This window comes from Porphyrobacter sp. TH134 (genome assembly GCF_002855495.1).
In the GTDB taxonomy this organism is placed as follows: Bacteria; Pseudomonadota; Alphaproteobacteria; order Sphingomonadales; family Sphingomonadaceae; genus Erythrobacter.
Genome location: NZ_PKRO01000002.1, coordinates 163,110 through 179,112, shown reverse-complemented (window position 1 = coordinate 179,112; position 16,003 = coordinate 163,110). Strand labels below are relative to the sequence as shown.

15 protein-coding genes are annotated in these 16,003 nt (G+C 64.7%); 8 read left to right on the top strand and 7 right to left on the bottom strand.

Annotated features, from left to right (window positions below; all coding sequences use genetic code 11):
• Positions 1-256 precede the first annotated feature (256 nt).
• The 4 genes from trmB to lptB all read right to left on the bottom strand — a co-directional run bounded on the left by trmB (position 257) and on the right by lptB (position 4,348).
• Positions 257-958 (bottom strand): tRNA (guanosine(46)-N7)-methyltransferase TrmB, encoded by a 702-nt coding sequence (trmB, locus tag C0V72_RS01955; protein WP_101791556.1) that lies wholly within the window; start codon positions 956-958, stop codon positions 257-259.
• 175 nt (positions 959-1,133) lie between these two features.
• On the bottom strand, positions 1,134-1,829 hold the full coding sequence (gene ctrA, locus C0V72_RS01950) for a response regulator transcription factor CtrA (RefSeq protein ID WP_086606719.1): 696 nt from the start codon (positions 1,827-1,829) through the stop codon (positions 1,134-1,136).
• 204 nt (positions 1,830-2,033) lie between these two features.
• On the bottom strand, positions 2,034-3,545 hold the full coding sequence (rpoN, locus tag C0V72_RS01945) for an RNA polymerase factor sigma-54 (RefSeq protein ID WP_101791524.1): 1,512 nt from the start codon (positions 3,543-3,545) through the stop codon (positions 2,034-2,036).
• 23 nt (positions 3,546-3,568) lie between these two features.
• Complete coding sequence (gene lptB / locus C0V72_RS01940) at positions 3,569-4,348, bottom strand: LPS export ABC transporter ATP-binding protein (RefSeq protein ID WP_101791523.1); 780 nt, start codon at positions 4,346-4,348, stop codon at positions 3,569-3,571.
• Between the two features lie 241 nt (positions 4,349-4,589).
• Here lptB and C0V72_RS01935 point away from each other — a divergent pair, with 241 nt between their 5' ends.
• Positions 4,590-4,967, top strand: a complete 378-nt coding sequence (locus C0V72_RS01935; protein ID WP_101791522.1) for a hypothetical protein — start codon at positions 4,590-4,592, stop codon at positions 4,965-4,967.
• Between the two features lie 140 nt (positions 4,968-5,107).
• On the opposite strand, the gene ppa is transcribed toward C0V72_RS01935, so the two are convergent.
• Positions 5,108-5,641, bottom strand: a complete 534-nt coding sequence (gene ppa / locus C0V72_RS01930; RefSeq protein ID WP_101791521.1) for an inorganic diphosphatase — start codon at positions 5,639-5,641, stop codon at positions 5,108-5,110.
• 140 nt (positions 5,642-5,781) lie between these two features.
• Here ppa and hisS point away from each other — a divergent pair, with 140 nt between their 5' ends.
• The 7 genes from hisS (at position 5,782) to C0V72_RS01895 (ending at position 14,379) form a co-directional block, all read left to right on the top strand.
• Positions 5,782-7,047, top strand: a complete 1,266-nt coding sequence (gene hisS, locus C0V72_RS01925) for a histidine--tRNA ligase (RefSeq protein WP_101791520.1) — start codon at positions 5,782-5,784, stop codon at positions 7,045-7,047.
• Between the two features lie 118 nt (positions 7,048-7,165).
• Complete coding sequence (gene prfA, locus C0V72_RS01920) at positions 7,166-8,233, top strand: peptide chain release factor 1 (protein WP_101791519.1); 1,068 nt, start codon at positions 7,166-7,168, stop codon at positions 8,231-8,233.
• Entirely contained in the window at positions 8,233-9,054 is an 822-nt protein-coding gene (gene prmC, locus C0V72_RS01915) for a peptide chain release factor N(5)-glutamine methyltransferase (protein ID WP_101791518.1), read from the top strand. Before prfA ends, prmC begins: the two co-directional genes overlap by 1 nt.
• A 276-nt stretch (positions 9,055-9,330) precedes the next feature.
• Entirely contained in the window at positions 9,331-10,221 is an 891-nt protein-coding gene (locus tag C0V72_RS01910) for a DUF4167 domain-containing protein (protein WP_101791517.1), read from the top strand.
• A gap of 5 nt (positions 10,222-10,226) precedes the next feature.
• Positions 10,227-11,837, top strand: a complete 1,611-nt coding sequence (lnt, locus tag C0V72_RS01905; protein ID WP_101791516.1) for an apolipoprotein N-acyltransferase — start codon at positions 10,227-10,229, stop codon at positions 11,835-11,837.
• Between the two features lie 99 nt (positions 11,838-11,936).
• Positions 11,937-13,148, top strand: coding sequence for a methionine adenosyltransferase (gene metK / locus C0V72_RS01900; protein ID WP_101791515.1), 1,212 nt, complete (start codon positions 11,937-11,939; stop codon positions 13,146-13,148).
• A gap of 34 nt (positions 13,149-13,182) precedes the next feature.
• Entirely contained in the window at positions 13,183-14,379 is a 1,197-nt protein-coding gene (locus C0V72_RS01895) for a DUF418 domain-containing protein (RefSeq protein WP_233999726.1), read from the top strand.
• Here the strand turns inward: C0V72_RS01895 and C0V72_RS01890 are convergent.
• Both C0V72_RS01890 and C0V72_RS01885 read right to left on the bottom strand, forming a co-directional pair.
• Positions 14,376-15,533 carry a CaiB/BaiF CoA transferase family protein gene (locus C0V72_RS01890; RefSeq protein WP_101791514.1) on the bottom strand — a complete coding sequence of 386 codons (1,158 nt, stop codon included), beginning with the start codon at positions 15,531-15,533 and terminating at the stop codon, positions 14,376-14,378. The two genes, C0V72_RS01895 and C0V72_RS01890, sit on opposite strands and share 4 nt — an antisense overlap.
• Positions 15,530-16,000 carry a DUF2269 family protein gene (locus C0V72_RS01885; RefSeq protein WP_101791513.1) on the bottom strand — a complete coding sequence of 157 codons (471 nt, stop codon included), beginning with the start codon at positions 15,998-16,000 and terminating at the stop codon, positions 15,530-15,532. The genes C0V72_RS01890 and C0V72_RS01885 overlap by 4 nt, the downstream gene beginning before the upstream one ends.
• Positions 16,001-16,003 lie beyond the last annotated feature (3 nt).

The window sequence follows — 16,003 nt, the reverse complement described above, 5'->3', positions numbered from 1 at the left end:
AGGAGATCGCCCCTGCAGGCGTAATCTTCGCCCCAAAGCCCTTAAGGTCGGTGTCCCAGAGGAACAGATTCTTGTCGCTGGCGCGCAGCGCGTCGATTGAACGTTTATTGATTTTTCCAGTCGCCATTTCGGAACCTCGTGTCCCTTTCTGGCAATCACCTGGCAATCACGCAAGCGGAAATCATGGCGAAGCATCGAAAACAGTGGCGTATCTAAATTATTGAAAAATTGAACGTTTTGCGCTCAAGCTCTTGTATCACTTACGCCGAAACCGGAAATACCACACCTCGTGCCCGTAGACGGTCCGCGCCTTGTGTTCATACCGCGTCTCGGGCCAGCCTGACGGGCGCACCTGCCAATCGGCGGGCTTTTCCACCACCCATTCAAACGCATCCGTGTGGCGCTGCATCACCATCAGCGCGTGGCGCAGATAGATATCGTGATCGGTGCCGAACCGGAACTCGCCGCCCGGTTTCAGCTTGGCTGCGATCAGATTGAGCGGCCCGTCATTCATCATCCGCCGCTTCGCATGGCGCGCCTTGGGCCAGGGATCGGGGTGGAGCAGATAGACCATCGTCAGCGCGCCATCGGGAATGCGCGCCAGCACCTCCAGCGCGTCGCCATGATGCAGCCGGATATTGCCGAGCCGCTGATCCTGAATATGAGTCAGCGCCTGCGCCACCCCGTTGACGAAGGGTTCGGCGCCGATGAAGCCGTGATCGGGCAGCAGATCGGCGCGGTAGGCAAGATGCTCCCCGCCGCCGAAGCCGATCTCAAAATGCAGCGGCCGCGAATCGCCGAACAGCACCTCGGACGTCACCGGCCCTTCGGCTGGCATGCTGATCTGCGGCAGAAGGTTATCGACCAACCCCTGCTGCGTTTTGCGCAATTTCTTCCCGACCGAGCGGCCATAAAGCCGCGCAATGGTAGTCGGATCGCCTTCCTTGAACGCTGTCATGGGCGGCCCATAGAAAAACGCCCGGGGTGTTTCCACCCCGGGCGTCCAAATTCACTGAAGGACGCTGTTCCGGCCCGAAGGGCCGCAAGCGCGACCGCGCGCGCGCAGGTGCTCGATCCCGCAGGGATCGAAACGCACCGAGGACGCTCGCCCGGAGGGGCGAGCGAAAAACAAATTACGCCGCTTCGACCACCGTTTCGTCGTCGCGCAGCACGTAGCCGCGGCCCCACACGGTTTCGATGTAGTTCTCGCCGCCGCAAGCAAGGCTCAGCTTCTTGCGCAGCTTGCAGATGAACACGTCGATGATCTTGAGTTCGGGCTCGTCCATCCCGCCATACAGGTGGTTGAGGAACATTTCCTTGGTCAGCGTCGTGCCCTTGCGAAGCGAGAGCAGCTCGAGCATCGCATATTCCTTGCCGGTCAGATGCACGCGGGCACCATCGACTTCGACCGTCTTGGCGTCGAGGTTGACGGCCAGCTTGCCGGTGCGGATCACCGACTGGCTGTGGCCCTTGGAACGGCGCACCACGGCATAGATGCGGGCGACCAGTTCTTCGCGGTGGAACGGCTTGGTGACGTAATCATCCGCGCCGAAGCCGAACGAGCGGATCTTCGAATCCATTTCCGAGATGCCCGACAGGATCAGCACCGGGGTCTGCACCTTGGCGACGCGCAGCTTCTTGAGCACGTCATAGCCATGCATATCAGGCAGGTTCAAGTCGAGCAGGATGATATCGTAATCATACAGCTTGCCGAGGTCCAAACCTTCCTCGCCGAGGTCGGTCGAATAGACATTGAAGCCTTCGGTGGTGAGCATCAGCTCGATCGCCTTGGCAGTGGTCGGTTCGTCTTCGATCAGCAGCACGCGCATAGCAGTCCCCTGTCCTTGCCCCTTGGTAACCCCTGCTTAGGAGAGGTTGCCATCTGTTAACCACGCCACTTCTCACCAAAAAAGGTTAATAAGACGTTTAAGGCGTTAACGTTTTGAAGTGAGTCTTCCGCGCCACACCCCGCAAAAGTGAATTGCTGCGCCGGGATAGACGTTTACGAATGGTCCGCCCACTGCGGGAAAATGCTAGGATGCGCCTGCCAGCTTCTTGGCCCGCCGCCGCTCCGCACTGGAGCCAAGCCCGATCGCCTCACGGTATTTTGCCACCGTGCGCCGAGCAAGATCAAAGCCTTCTTTCTGAAGCATTTCAGCAAGCTGCTGATCCGACAGGATACTTTTTGCGGTCTCGGCATCGATCAAAGCCTTGATTCGCGCCTTGATCGCGGCGGACGACGCCCCCTCACCGTCCGCCCCTTCCCCGATCCGACCGACCCCGCTCGTGAAGAAGTATTTCAGCTCGAACGTCCCGCGTGCGCAGGCGAGGTACTTGTTGCTGGTCACCCGGCTGACCGTGCTTTCGTGCATCTCGATCTTCTCGGCCACCTCGCGCAAGGTGAGCGGGCGCAGTTCGGAAACACCCCGGCGGAAGAACCCGTCCTGCTGCTTAACGATTTCGGCGGCCGTTTTCAGGATCGTCTTCTGCCGCTGGTCGAGTGCGCGAATCAACCAGTGCGCGTCTGCCAGCTTTTCCTTCAGCCAGCCTTGCGATTCGCGGCTGGTCGCGCCGGCGTTCAGCTCGACAAAATAGCCGCGGTTGACGATCAGCTTGGGCAGCGTGTCTTCGTTCAGCGCAATATCCCACCCGCCGGCCGCGTTGCCGGTGACCAGAATGTCCGGCACCACGCTGCTGGCGTCGGATGGCATGAAGGCAAGACCGGGCCGCGGGTTATAACTGCGCAGTTCGCGCAGCATGTCGGCAAAGTCCTCGTCATCCACGCGGCACAGGCGTTTGAGGCGTTCAACCTCGCCGCGCGCGACCAGATCGAGATTGCTGATGAGCGCCGCCATGCACGGGTCATAACGATCAGCCTCGCGCGCCTGGATGGCGATGCATTCGGCCAGATTGCGCGCGCCCACGCCTGACGGATCGAGCGATTGCACCAGGTTCAGTGCGGCCTCGGCCTCGAACAGCTCGACCCCGAGGTCTTCGGCCACCTCGTCCAGCGATGCGGCAAGATAGCCCGCATCATCGAGCAGACCGATAATGTGGCGCGCGATAAAGCCGGTGCGCGGGTCGTTGGTCTGCACCCCCACCTGCGCTTCGAGATGGTCTGCCAGCGTGATGTCTGCGGCGCGCAGCTGCTCCCAATCGGGCGCCTCGCCGCCGTCGCCGCTGCTGCTGGCGGCTGCGCCCCATTCGGCATCGCGGGCGCCGCGCGCATCGCCATCGCCGGTGTCCCAATCCCGGTCGACCGACCCCAGATCGAGCGGCGCATCGCCTTCGCCGCCGCCCGCCAGCATCAATTGATCGGCCGGCGCCTCCTCTGCGAGCGGGGGCGCAAGTTCGATCCGGTCCGGCTCCCCGCCGCCATCGGCAGGCCCGCCCGTGTCGAGCAGCGGATTGGCCTCCAGCGCGTCGGCGATGAAGCTTTCAATTTCGAGGTTCGAGGCCGCCAGCAGCTTGATCGCCTGCTGCAATTGCGGCGTCATCACCAGCGATTGCGTCTGCCGGATATCAAGGCGGGGGCCTAATGCCATGCCTGTGCCGCCTCAGGATAGGCTCACAGCGTGAAGCTCTCACCGAGATAGAGCCGCCGCACGTTCTCGTCGGCGACCAGTTCTTGCGGAGAACCTGCAAACAGCACCTGCCCGCCGTAAATGATGCAGGCGCGGTCAACGATATCAAGCGTTTCGCGCACATTATGGTCGGTAATCAGCACCCCGATGCCGCGCCCTTTCAGATCGCGGATCAGATCGCGGATATCGTTGATCGACAGCGGATCGATCCCGGCGAAGGGCTCGTCCAGCAGCATGATCGAAGGCTTGGCCGCCAGCGCGCGGGCAATTTCGCAGCGCCGCCGCTCCCCGCCCGACAGCGCCATCGCCGGGCTGGCGCGCAGGCGGGCAAGGCCGAATTCGTCGAGCAATCGCTCAAGCTCACCCTTGCGGGTGGCAGGATCAGGTTCAACCAGCTCGAGCACGCAATTGATGTTCTGTTCGACCGTCATCCCGCGGAAAATGCTGGTTTCCTGCGGCAGGTAGCCAAGGCCCAGGATCGCGCGGCGATACATCGGCAACTTGGTCACATCCTCGCCGTCCATCAGGATGCGGCCCGAATCCGGCTTCACCAGCCCCATGATCGAATAGAAACAGGTGGTCTTCCCCGCGCCGTTGGGGCCGAGCAGGCCGAACACCTCACCCTTGGCCACTTCAAACGAGATATCGGTCAGCACCGCGCGCTTGTCATAGCTTTTGGCGATCGAGATCACTTCAAGCCCGCTGCCAAGCGGCTGGGCTGGGGTGGCTTGGTCAGCCGGTTGGGTCAGGGCGGTGGTGCTCATATGCCTGGCAGCTTTAGCAGCCTTCGGGCCGCAGAAAAGGCCTGCATGGGGTTTGGCAGGATTTTTGCTTAGTCGGCTGCCAGTGGCGCCCGCCTGCCTGAAGCCTCAGCGATTCCGGCAGCTTGCTCGGCCTATCATGCGCAAAACGCAACAAAATAACGAATCCGCGCGCCTCCTTGCAACTCTGCAAAAGCTTTGCGATAGTGTTGCTCTCACGTGACACCGTCGGGGAGCGGCACGAATGGTAAACACAGACGACCGCGCCAAGGGGCAGGCGCTACCCACCAGCCCCGCGCGGGACTGGCGCAAGGCGATGAGCGATCATGTCGCTTACGGGCTGCTGGTCTACACCGCGTTGCAAATCTTCGTCACAGTCAAAGCCCTGTCGGAAGGCTCGTCAACGGCCCTTCCCTATCTGGCGCTGATCGTGCTGGTGGTAGGGATTATCCCGGTGTGCCGCTGGTTTGAACAGCGCTGGGCCGATCTGGACGATACGCAGGCGGCAGACCCCGACTACGCGCCCGCTTTCAAGCGTGACGTGATGACGCTGTGGGCGCTGGCGATCGGCCTGCCTTTCGGCCTGACCCTGATCTTCAAGTCCGCGCTGAGCGTGTTTTAGGTTGGGAGCGGGCCTCCGCCCGCTCATCCTCGGTGCAGCGTCAAGCCCTTCGGGCTTGAGCACCTGCGGGGCGGCAGCATGGCCTTGTGGTCGCTGTGCAACCGAGGTCAGCGCAGCACTGACCGCCCCTTGGCACGTCTTTACTTGCCCGCGTTATACCGCTCGATGGCTTCGACCGTCACCTGACGGGCTTCGGCAGCATCGCCCCACTTGCCGACCCGCACCCACTTTTCGGTTTCCAGATCCTTGTAGTGGGTGAAGAAGTGCTCGATCTGCTGGCAGATGATGCTCGGCAAATCGCTGGTTTCGACCACATCGGCATAGTACGGGAACGTCTCGTTCACCGGCACGCAGACCAGCTTTTCATCGCCGCCCTGCTCGTCCTCAAGGTTCAGCACGCCGATCGGGCGCGCGCGCACCACGCAGCCCGGAATGAAGGGCGAGCGCGAAATCACCAGCGCATCCAGCGGATCGCCATCGGGCGACAGGGTATGCGGCACAAAGCCGTAGTTCGCCGGGTAGCGCATCGGCGTGTGCAGGATACGGTCGACGAACAGCGCGCCCGATTCCTTGTCGAATTCATACTTCACCGGCTCACCGCCCGTCGGCACTTCGATGATGACGTTGAGGTTGTCGGGCGGGTTCACCCCGGTGGGGATCTTGTCGATGCGCATTGTGGTTCCCGTGTTGTTGGCCGTGCGTGCTCGCGTGCGGCATAAGAGGCAGGGGCGACTTGGCCGGAGCCCTTAATGCGTGTCGCAGGATTGCGAAAGACCCTGCGTAAGCCTAATCGCGGCGCCGAAAAGGATTTCGCATGAGCAAGAAAACCCCGCAGGCCATTCGCGGCACCCAGGACATCTTCGGAAGCGATGCCGAGGCTTTCGCCTTCGTGGTCGAAACCTTCGAGCGTGTGCGGCGCCTCTACCGGTTCCGCCGGGTGGAGATGCCGGTGTTCGAAAAGACCGAGGTGTTCGCGCGCAGCCTCGGCGAGACAACCGATGTCGTCTCGAAAGAGATGTATTCCTTCGACGACCGCGGCGGCGAGAGCCTGACCCTGCGCCCGGAATTCACCGCCGGGATCGCGCGGGCGTTTCTCACCAATGGCTGGCAGCAATATGCGCCCCTGAAGGTCGCGACCCACGGCCCGCTGTTCCGCTACGAGCGCCCGCAAAAGGGCCGCTACCGCCAGTTCCACCAGATCGACGCCGAAGTGATCGGCGCGGGCGAGCCGCAGGCGGATGTGGAGCTGCTGGCGATGGCGGATCAGCTCTTGAAGGAGCTGGGCATCCACGATGTCACCCTGCACCTCAACACGCTGGGCGACGGCGCAAGCCGCGAGGCATGGCGGGCGGCTTTGATCGACTACTTCCGGGCGGTGAAGGACCAGCTTTCGGAGGAATCGCAGGAGCGCCTCGAAAAAAACCCGCTGCGCATCCTCGATTCGAAGGATCCGAGGGACAAGCCGTTCCTCGCCGATGCGCCGAAGATCGACGCCTTCCTGTCCGAGGAAGCGAGCGCCTTCTTCGCCGCCGTCACCAGCGGGCTGGATGCGGCAGGCGTGAAGTGGGTGCGCGCGGAAAGCCTCGTGCGCGGGCTCGATTACTATCGCCACACGGCGTTCGAGTTCATCCCTGACGAAGGCAGCGCTTCGGCCGCAGCGCTGGGGAGTCAGAGCACGGTGCTGGGCGGCGGGCGTTATGACGGGCTGATGGAAAGCCTCGGCGGCGCGCCGACGCCTGCCGTGGGTTGGGCTGCGGGGATCGAGCGGCTGGCGATGCTGGTGGGAACGTCCGAAGATGACTGGGCCGATGTGGCGCTCGTGATCGAAGAGGAAGGCCTGGAGGCATTCGCGGCGAAATCGATGCGGGCATTGCGTGAGGAAGCCCTGTCGGCAGAGCTCTTCGATACCGGCTCGCTCCGCAAGCGTTTCGACAAGGCGAGCAAGTCGGGTGCTTCGATTATCTACGTTGTGCGACGGCAGGACGGTAAACTGGTCGGGCAGGCGAAGGGCCATGACCAAGGGCTTTGGGATAGCGTCACCAAGGTGATGGAGCTTCAACTGGCCGACAAGAATCCCTAGCCGTTGCATCTTCATCGTCACCCCGGGCTTGACCCGGGGCCCCGCTTTTCTTCTCGCGGCGGGTCATTAAGTAGCGGGATCCCGGATCAAGTCCGGGAAGACGAGTAATCAGCAAGCCATGCAAATCCCCCCCGAACGCCTTGACCAGATCGCGCACCGCTTTGCGGAGCTGGAAGCGCGCATGGCGTCCGGCACGCTCGAGGGCGAGGCCTTTGTCCGCGCCAGCCGCGACTATGCCGAACTCGAACCGGTGGCGAAAATCGCCGCCGAGGTGAAATCCGCGCGCGAGGAGATGGCGGGGCTTTCCGAGATGCTCGCCGACCCCGAGATGAAGGCCATGGCCGAGGAGGAACTCGCCCAGATCAAGGCCACCCTGCCCGATCTCGAACGCCGCCTCGCCATCGCGCTGCTGCCGCGTGACAGCGCCGACTCCAAGCCCGCGATGCTCGAAATCCGCGCCGGCACGGGGGGCGATGAGGCCGCGCTGTTCGCTGCCGACCTCTACCGGATGTACGAAAAATACGCTGCCGAGCAGGGCTGGAAGGTCGAAGCCGTCAGCATCAACGCCTCGGACATCGGCGGGTTCAAGGAAGTGATTGCCAATGTCACCGGCACGGGCGTGTTCGCCAAGCTCAAGTTCGAAAGCGGTGTCCACCGCGTCCAGCGCGTGCCCGTCACTGAAAGCGGCGGGCGCATCCATACCTCGGCGGCGACCGTCGCCGTGCTGCCGGAGCCGGACGAGGTCGATGTCAGCATCGAGGAGAAAGACCTCAAGATCGACGTCTACCGTGCGTCGGGCGCTGGCGGCCAGCACGTCAACACCACCGATTCGGCGGTGCGCATCACCCACCTGCCGACCGGCACCGTGGTCACCTGTCAGGACGGCCGCAGCCAGCACAAGAACAAGGAAAAGGCGATGCAGGTGCTGCGCACGCGCCTGTATGACGCCCAGCGCGAGGCCACCCAGGGCGCCGAGGCCGAGGCGAGGAAAGCGATGGTCGGCAGCGGCGACCGTTCGGAACGGATCCGCACCTACAACTTCCCTCAGGGCCGCGTCACCGATCACCGCATCGGGCTGACGCTGCACAAGCTGGAAGAAGTGCTCGCCGGACCGGGCCTTGGCGAGCTGGTCGACGCGCTGATCGCCGAGGACGAGGGCAAGCGGCTGGCGGCGCTCAGCGAATAATGACCGTCGGCGAAGCGATCCGCGCCGCCGCCGACCGGCTCGCGGGCACCACTGACACCGCGCGGCTCGATGCCGAATTGCTGATGGCGCACCTGCTGGGCGTCACCCGTTCGGATCTGCTGCTGCGCCACATGCGCGACCCCGCGCCGCCGGGCTTTGCCGCGCTGGTCGAACGCCGCGCAGGGCACGAACCGGTTGCCTATATTACCGGCACCGCCGAGTTCTACGGGCGCTCCTTCGCGGTTCAGCCGGGGGTTCTCATTCCGCGCAGCGACAGTGAAACCCTGATCGAGGCCGCCTTGGCAGCCTCACCGGACCCGCGCCGGGTGGTCGATCTCGGAGTGGGATCGGGCGCGCTGCTGCTGACGATGCTGGCGGAGCGCCCGGGCGCGCGGGGTGTGGGGATCGACGCGTCGGCCGCGGCGATCGACGTGACGGGCAAGAACGCCATCGCGCTCGGCATTGCCAATCCGTGGGAACTGCACCTGCGCGACTGGCGGCAGGCGGGCTGGACGGACGGCCTCGGCACCTTCGACCTGATCCTCTGCAATCCGCCCTATGTCGAGGCGGACGCGGCACTGGATGCCCAAGTGCGCGATCACGAACCGGCCAGCGCGCTGTTTGCAGGGCCCGAGGGGCTGGACGATTATCGCATCCTCATCCCCCAGCTGCGCGCGCTCATGAACCCGCAAGCCATCGCCATTCTGGAGATCGGCGCCGGTCAGGCCGAGGCTGTGAGCGCCCTCGCCCACGCGGCGGGGTTCACCGCCGATCTCCGCCGCGATCTGGCCGGGCGCGCGCGGGCGCTGATCCTTCGCTGACAGAAAAACACTGCGAAGGCTTGGCAAACCGCTTTGGCATCGCTACGTCCGCGTCAGGCCAGATGATCTGCGAAGGGCGCAAATCGCTGAGCCAAGCTCCTAAACTACCGCTGATACGGCCGTCAGGGCTTGTCCCCGACTGCGGCAGCGCGGAGCGCGCGGCATGCTTTGGCGTGGCCAGCTGGTCCGGGCCAGGCGTGGTGCAAGGGCAAGGGGTCTGTTGACCGCGTGGGGCATGATTGCCGCGCGCCAGGTCGCTGATAAGGAACATCTTCCTTGAATAACAATAACAACCGGAATAACCGTCGTCGTGGACGCGGCAATCGCAGTCAAGGCGGCAATGGCGCCCAGCTCAACCGGATCGACAGCCGGGCGCGCGGCAATGCCCCCCAGATGCTCGACAAGTACAAGAAGCTCGCGCAGGACGCCCACCACAATGGTGACCGGGTGCAGATGGAGTACTATCTCCAGTTTGCCGACCACTATTTCCGGGTGATCGCGGACAACAAGGCCCGCGTTGACGAGCAGCGCGGCCCCGGCGCCAATGCACGCCGCAATGACGAGCGTGACCAGGCCGAAGACTACGGCGACGATGATATTGATTTCGGCTCGGTGCGCCGCAACGATCAGTCAACGCGCTCGCGCTACGAACAGCAGGACAATGCCCCGCGCGCAGGTGCGGACGACAGCGAACAGGGTGAGGACAGCGAATCCTTCGCGCGTGACAGCCGCGATGATGAGCGCGGTGACGGGCGCAGCGATGACAGCCACGCTGACCGCGGCAACCAGCAGGCCCGCCAGCCCAATGCCCGCCGCCAGCCGCGCAAGGCGCCCAGAGAAGGTGGGCGTGAAGGTGGGCGTGAAAATGGGCGTGAAGGCGGACGCGATGATAACCGCGCAGAACGCCCCGAACGCGCCCCGCGCCCGCCCCGTGCGGAACGCGCCGAACGGGCCGAAGGCGGCGAAAACCGCTCCGATCGGGCTGAAGCTTCGCGCCCCGAGACGGCTGCCGAACCGCGCGCAGACAAGCCTGCCCGCGCCCGTCGCCCGCGCAAGGCCGCTGACGATGATCGGGCGGTGATCGATTCGTCGATCCTGCCGCCGTCGATCCGCGGCGACGATGGCGGTTCAGGCGAAAGCGGCGGCGCGCTCGAAACGGTCGACTGATTGCTATGATGGAACGGCTGGCTGCGGCAGCGGCGCTGGTGCAGCGCCGCCCGGCGCTCGCCGCCATCCTGTTGGGGCTGATCGGGGCCTGCGCTTACCCGCCGCTCCATCTGTGGCCGCTGGGCCTTGCCGCGTTGGCGGGGTTTGTGTGGTTGATCCACGCCGCCCCCACCTGGCGCAGCGCGCTGGGGCTGGGGTGGTTGTTCGGCTGGGCGCATCTGACGCTCGCCAATAACTGGATCGCGACCGCCTTTACCCATCAGGCGAAAATGCCCGAGGTGCTGGGCTGGGCTGCTGTGCCGCTGCTGTGCATCTACCTCGCGTGGTATCCGGCGCTCGCTGCACTGGCGGCGCACCTGCTGGCGCGCCGGCGCCCGCTGTGGGCCTTCGGGCTGGTGCTGGCGGGCGCGTGGACTGTGACCGAATGGCTGCGCGGCTGGGTGTTTACAGGATACCCGTGGCCGCCGGTGGGGCTGATGCTGCTGGGGGGCTGGGATGCGCCTGGCCTCGCGATGCTGCTCCCATGGCTGGGCACCTATGCCTTGTCGGGATTGGCCCTGATCCTGGCGACTCTGCTGCTGTGGGCGTTGACACAGCGCCGCTGGGTTATCGGCGGCGCAGGCGCGCTGGTCACGGCCGCGGCGATGCATATCTCTGCCCTCGACGTCACCCCGCCGGTCAAAGGTCTGCGCTACACGCTGGTCCAGCCCTACATCCCGCAGTCCGAGATCAACGACGGGTCGAAGTTCGAGGAGCAGTTCGCCCGCCTCGCTCGGCTCACCAGCCCCGGCCAGAACCAATCGCGGCTGGTGCTGTGGCCCGAAAGCGCGGTGCCGGACTATCTCGAAGACGGTTATCCGGCGCGCTATTATCTCCAGATGACCGCGGGCGGCGATCCGGCGCTCGCCCGCAAGCGCATCGGCACGGTGATCGGCCCGCAATCGGCGCTGCTGACCGGGGTGGTGAACCTCAATATCGGCCGCCGCCCCGATGGCATCCCGGCAGCGCTCAGCGCGCGCAATTCGGTGATGGCGATCAATGGCGCAGGCGCGATTGTCGGCGGATACGACAAGGCGCATCTGGTGCCTTACGGTGAATATCTGCCGCTGCGCCCGCTGCTGGAGCCGCTCGGCCTGTCGCGGTTGGTGGCGGGCAGCATCGACTATCTGCCCGGCCCCGGCCCGCGCACGCTGGATCTGGGCGTGCACGGCAAGATCGGGGTGCAGATCTGCTACGAGATCGTCTTTTCGGGCGAGGTCACCGACCCGGCGAACCGGCCCGATTTCCTGTTCAACCCGTCGAATGATGGCTGGTTCGGCGCATGGGGATCGCCGCAATTCGTCGGGCAGGCACGGATGCGCGCAATCGAAGAAGGCCTGCCGGTGCTGCGCTCGACCACCACCGGCATCAGCGCGGTGATCGACGCGGACGGGGTAGTGCGCGGGCATATCGGCACCGGCAAGGCCGACAAGCTGGACGGTTTCATCCCCGCCGCCCGTGCCCCCACCCTGTTCGCGCAGTGGGGCCATGGCCTGACGCTGGTGTGGGCCGCGCTGTTTGTGGTGGCCGGGCTGAGCTTGCCGAGAGTGCTTGCGCTGACCAACCGGCACGGCTAGGGCAAAGCCGTAAGCCGTAGGACATAAAGGTTTCCTTATATCTGTATAAGGTCATCCCGATCCTTGCCGCACCGCAGCTCCAGCCCTCAGGGGATACCCATGCGCACCAATTACCTGTTCACTTCCGAAAGCGTCTCCGAAGGCCACCCCGACAAGGTTGCCGACCAGATTTCGGACGCCATCGTCGATCTGTTCCTGTCGAAAGACCCCGAAGCGCGCATCGCCTGCGAAACCCTGACCACCACCCAGCTGGTCGTGCTGGCGGGCGAAATCCGCTGCAAGGGCGTTTACGAGAACGGCGCATGGGCCCCCGGCGCGCAGGAAGAGATCGAAAAGACCGTCCGCGAAACGGTGAAGCGCATCGGCTATGAACAGGACGGCTTCCACTGGGAAAAGTTCGAATTCATCAACCGTCTGCACGGCCAGTCGGCCCACATCGCGCAGGGCGTGGACGCCGGCGAGAACAAGGATGAAGGCGCAGGCGATCAGGGGATCATGTTCGGTTACGCCACCGACGAAACCCCCGATCTGATGCCCGCGACCCTGTATTACAGCCACAAGATCCTGGAACGCATGGCGGCTGACCGCCACTCGGGCGCGGCCCCCTTTCTCGAACCCGATGCCAAGAGCCAGGTGACGCTGCGTTACGAAGGCTCGCTGCCGGTCGCCGCGACCGCCGTGGTCGTCTCGACCCAGCACAAGCCGGGCTATGACGAGAACAACCCGGCCAAGCAGGCGGAACTGGAAGCCTATGTAAAGGGCGTGATCGCCGATGTGATCCCGCCTGTGCTGCTGCGCGAGACGGAATATTTCATCAACCCCACCGGCACTTTTGAAATCGGCGGGCCGGATGGCGATGCGGGTCTGACGGGCCGCAAGATCATCGTTGATACCTATGGCGGTGCCTCGCCGCACGGTGGCGGCGCGTTCAGCGGGAAGGACCCGACCAAGGTTGACCGCTCGGCCGCCTATATCACCCGCTACCTCGCCAAGAACGTGGTGGCTGCCGGTCTGGCGACCCGCTGCACGATCCAGATCGCCTATGCCATCGGCGTGTCGAAGCCGCTGTCGCTCTATGTCGACACGCATGACACCGGCACCGTCGGCGACGACAAGATCGAAGCGGCAATCCTCGGCATCGCCAAGCTCGGTGGCCTGACCCCGCGCAGCATCCGCACGCATCTGGGCCTCAACAAGCCGATCTACCAGCCGACTGCGGCCTATGGCCACTTCGGGCGCAAGGCGACCGGCGATCTGTTCCCGTGGGAACGGCTGGATCTGGTCGCCGATCTCAAGGCTGCACTCGCCTGATTTTCTTGGCCTGATTTTGCGGTAAGGGTGCTGTGTGTCGGCACCCCTATCCCCTCACCCGCCCCGCATCCCCGCGCTTGACGCGCTGCGCGGGATTGCGGTGATCGGGATTGTCGGCATGAATGTCCACGCTTTCGCACTGCCGGGCCCGGCCTATTACAATCCGCTGTCCTACGGCGGGATCGGGCCGGTCGATTACTGGGTGTGGCTGGGCAGTTTCGTCTTCATCGAAGACAAGTTCCGCACCTTGTTCGCCATGCTGTTCGGCGTCGGCTGCCTGATCCTGATCGAACGCAGCGGAGAAACGCCGTGGCGCGCGCATTATGCGCGGATGGCGGTGCTGCTGGCGATCGGTCTGGTGCATGCGACGCTGCTCGCCAGCAATGACGTGCTGCGCGCCTATGCGCTGGCGGGGCTGGCGATGCCGCTGCTGGCGGGGTTGACGGCGGGGCGGTTGCTGGCGGTGGCGCTGGGCCTGCTCTTGGTCCATCTTGCGCTGGGCATGAGCGCGTTAGGCCCGCCCTTGGCCATGTTTCACATGAAACATTGGGGCTCTGACGCGCTGCTCTGGGCCGAGCGGCAGTTTGGCCGCGACGCGCCGACCATGACGCTGTTGCTGGAACAGGGCCGCGAGGGGTTGTCAGAGCGGGTCGCGCGGCGCGGTCTGGCGATACCGGCGCAGATGAAAGCCGTGGCGGCGTCCCTGCCGATCAATCTGTCGGCGATGGCGCTGGGCATGGCGCTGTGGCGGGGCGGGATGCTGAAGGGGGAATGGCGGACCTTTCACCTGCAACGGATCGCCGGATTCGGGGCGCTGGTGGCGCTGCCGGGGCTGCTAGGGCTGGCGGCATGGCTGGTGGCCGAGGGCTTTCCCGCCGCGCTGGTCGGCCCTGTCGCGCTAATACTGTCAGCCCCGTTCGACATGGCGCTGGCCGTGAGCTATGCCGCGCTGGGGATGGCATTTCTCAATCAGGACAGTGGCTTGACGCGGCGGCTGGCGATGGTGGGGCGGTTGTCGCTGACCAATTATCTGATGACCAGCGCGGTTCTCTCCGCGATCTTTGCCAGCTGGGGCCTCGGCCTGTTTGGCGAAGTTACCCGCTGGCAGGCCTTCGCGCTGGGACTGGTGCCGGTGGCCGCGATGCTGGCGTTGTCGCCCTTATGGGTGGAGCGCTTCGGCCAAGGCCCGTTCGAACGTCTGTGGCGCGCCGGCGCCAAAGCGCTTTCCTAACCATGTTCCCCGTGGATCGGAGAAGGCCGGTCCAGCGCCAGTTCTGCGTCCGAAAAGGTAAAGGGGCTGCGCACCCCAGCCATCCCGCCCAGTTCCACCCGCATCCCGCGCGCGATCACCTGCGGATCGGCAAACACCTCGTCCAGCCGGTTGATCGGCCCCGCCGGAACGCCCGCCGCATGGCATGCATCAAGCAAGCCCTGCTTGGTCCAGCCTGCCGCCGCAGCAGCGATTTCCGCGTCAAGCGCGGCGGCGTTCGCCGTCCGGTCGCCATTGGCGGCAAAACGCGGATCGCGCGTCAGATGGCCCAGCCCCAGCACCACCATCAGCTTGGCGAACAACCCGTCATTCGCCGGTGCAAGGATCACATGCCCGTCGCTCACCGCGAACACGCCGTAAGGTGCCACCTGCGCATGGGCATTGCCCATGCGGGGCGGATTGCCCCCGGTGGTAAAGAAATAGGTCGCCTGATTGGCGAGCAGCCCGACCGAACAATCGAGCAGGCTCATATCGACCTGCTGGCCGCGCCCCGTGCGCGCGCGCATCAGCAGCGCCGCCTGCACGCCATTCGCCGCCCACACGCCGGTCGCCAGATCGCTGATCGAGATGCCCATCTTGACCGGGTGGCCTTCAGGCTCACCCGTCAGCGACATCAGCCCGCTCATGCCTTGGGCGACGAAGTCATACCCCGCCTCGTGCGCGCGTGGCCCGGTCTGGCCGAAGCCGGTGATCGAGCAATAGACCAGCCCCGGATTGGCGGCCGCAAGGCTGGCATAATCGAGCCCGAATTTGGCAAGGCTGCCGGTCTTGAAATTCTCGATGACCACGTCGGCCCCGGCACACAGTTGGCGAACCCGCGCAAGGTCATCCGCCGCGCCGAAGTCGGCGATGATCGAGCGTTTGCCCCGGTTGCAGGCGTGGTAATAGGCCGCCTCGCGGTGAACCTTTCCAGTGGCGTCCACCCGCTCGACCCAAGGCGGCCCCCACAGCCGGGTGCCGTCGCCTTCGGGGCTTTCAACCTTGATGACGTCCGCACCCAGATCGGCAAGGATCTGCCCGCAAAACGGACCAGCCAGCACCCGCGCCAGTTCCACCACCTTGAGGCCCGCCAGCGGCGCCTTGGGGTTGCGCGGGGCGCTCAGCCAATCGGTCACGTTGGCTTCACCACCATCAGCACCAGCACCGCCACCATCGGCACCGTGCTGATGAGGCCCCACGTGATCCAGCGGCGCGACAAGGCGCGGTATTCCGCGGTGACGGTGCCGCCGTCTTCAAACCCGCGGGCCAGCCGGGCTTGCTGCACCTGAATAGGCACCAGAATACCCAGCCAGATCACGCCGGCTGCCACGAACAGCACCTGACTGGCGACCAGCCACACATCTTCAAACAGCGGATAATCCATCACGATCGCCGCGCCATAGCCGCCCAGCATGGTCAGTGCGATCCCCGGCACGGTCAGGCCGAAATCGGTGCCCGTCACCAGCCGCTGCCCGAAACCGATGATCCGCGCATCCTGCGTGCGGTTGGCAAACACCTTCCACACCGCCGTGACCGTGATGTTGCCGACCAGCAGGATCACCCCGGCATGATGCAGGAACAGAAAGGTATTGAAGGCCAGCATCGC

Coding starts and splice junctions, on each gene's coding strand:
- trmB (WP_101791556.1), bottom strand. CDS start 958: ATGACAGCGTTCAAGGAAGGCGATCCGACTACCATTGCGCGGCTTTAT.
- ctrA (WP_086606719.1), bottom strand. CDS start 1,829: ATGCGCGTGCTGCTGATCGAAGACGAACCGACCACTGCCAAGGCGATC.
- rpoN (WP_101791524.1), bottom strand. CDS start 3,545: ATGGCATTAGGCCCCCGCCTTGATATCCGGCAGACGCAATCGCTGGTG.
- lptB (WP_101791523.1), bottom strand. CDS start 4,348: ATGAGCACCACCGCCCTGACCCAACCGGCTGACCAAGCCACCCCAGCC.
- C0V72_RS01935 (WP_101791522.1), top strand. CDS start 4,590: ATGGTAAACACAGACGACCGCGCCAAGGGGCAGGCGCTACCCACCAGC.
- ppa (WP_101791521.1), bottom strand. CDS start 5,641: ATGCGCATCGACAAGATCCCCACCGGGGTGAACCCGCCCGACAACCTC.
- hisS (WP_101791520.1), top strand. CDS start 5,782: ATGAGCAAGAAAACCCCGCAGGCCATTCGCGGCACCCAGGACATCTTC.
- prfA (WP_101791519.1), top strand. CDS start 7,166: ATGCAAATCCCCCCCGAACGCCTTGACCAGATCGCGCACCGCTTTGCG.
- prmC (WP_101791518.1), top strand. CDS start 8,233: ATGACCGTCGGCGAAGCGATCCGCGCCGCCGCCGACCGGCTCGCGGGC.
- lnt (WP_101791516.1), top strand. CDS start 10,227: ATGATGGAACGGCTGGCTGCGGCAGCGGCGCTGGTGCAGCGCCGCCCG.
- metK (WP_101791515.1), top strand. CDS start 11,937: ATGCGCACCAATTACCTGTTCACTTCCGAAAGCGTCTCCGAAGGCCAC.
- C0V72_RS01885 (WP_101791513.1), bottom strand. CDS start 16,000: ATGCTGGCCTTCAATACCTTTCTGTTCCTGCATCATGCCGGGGTGATC.